The sequence below is a fragment of the Microcystis sp. LSC13-02 genome (assembly GCA_002282935.1).
GTDB lineage: Bacteria > Cyanobacteriota > Cyanobacteriia > Cyanobacteriales > Microcystaceae > Microcystis.
This window is the reverse complement of record MTBT01000078.1, coordinates 1-799: the sequence shown is the minus strand read 5'-3', so window position 1 is coordinate 799 and position 799 is coordinate 1. Positions and strand designations below refer to the sequence as shown.

Sequence of the window (799 nt, the reverse complement as noted above, 5' to 3'; positions counted from 1 at the left end):
TAGGTTCGGTTCAGACATAATCGTGTAAGACCTAAGTAAGGGAAACCAGAAAGGGCTGTGATTAGCTCAAGAATCCTCACGCCTTTAGGCCTAGGAGTGTCAAGGATCAATACAAAATTATCATTTACAAATCTTTCTTGGTAACTTATGGCACAGCGTACACGCTTAGGTGAAATCCTTCGTCCCCTCAACTCAGAATATGGTAAAGTTTCTCCCGGTTGGGGAACTACCTTGCTGATGGGAGTGTTTATGGCTCTGTTTTTAGTCTTTTTGCTGATTATTTTACAGATCTACAACTCCTCCCTAATTTTAGAAGGATTTAATGTAGATTGGGGTCAGTAAGCAGATTCCAACAATCTCGTCGGCATTTTTGGCGGCAGAATTATCCCTCGGACTTTGGCAGGTGGGTTATTGCCCACCGCAAGTTTTTTATTAGGAGCAAAAAGATGAATATTTTTGGGATTGGATTGCCGGAAATGGGGTTAATTCTCTTGATTGCCCTGCTAGTTTTCGGACCGAAAAAATTACCAGAAATCGGTCGCAGTTTAGGCAAAACGATTCGAGGATTTCAAGAAGCATCAAAGGAATTTGAAAGTGAATTTAAGCGAGAGGCCGAGCAGATTGAAGACTCGGTAAAAATCAAAGCTGAATTAGAAGAAAGTCAATCTCCTAGCGATCGAACTCGTTCCAGTTAAGAACCGTGTAGAGTTGACATCCTCGCCGCCGTAAAACGGACGGCGATTCCTCACCACGCCACTTTTTTAGGGTGGTCGCGTCAACGGGGTTGACGCTTCACCGA

Annotated in this window: 2 protein-coding genes; both read left to right on the top strand. The window is 43.6% G+C overall.

The genetic code is table 11. From position 1 onward, the window contains the following. Positions 1-147: 147 nt before the first annotated feature. On the top strand, positions 148-342 hold the full coding sequence (gene psbH, locus BGL89_RS04715) for a photosystem II reaction center phosphoprotein PsbH (protein WP_002736544.1): 195 nt from the start codon (positions 148-150) through the stop codon (positions 340-342). Positions 343-446: 104 nt separating this feature from the next. After that, on the top strand, positions 447-695 hold the full coding sequence (locus tag BGL89_RS04710; protein WP_286824683.1) for a TatA/E family twin arginine-targeting protein translocase: 249 nt from the start codon (positions 447-449) through the stop codon (positions 693-695). The last annotated feature ends 104 nt before the right edge of the window (positions 696-799 follow it).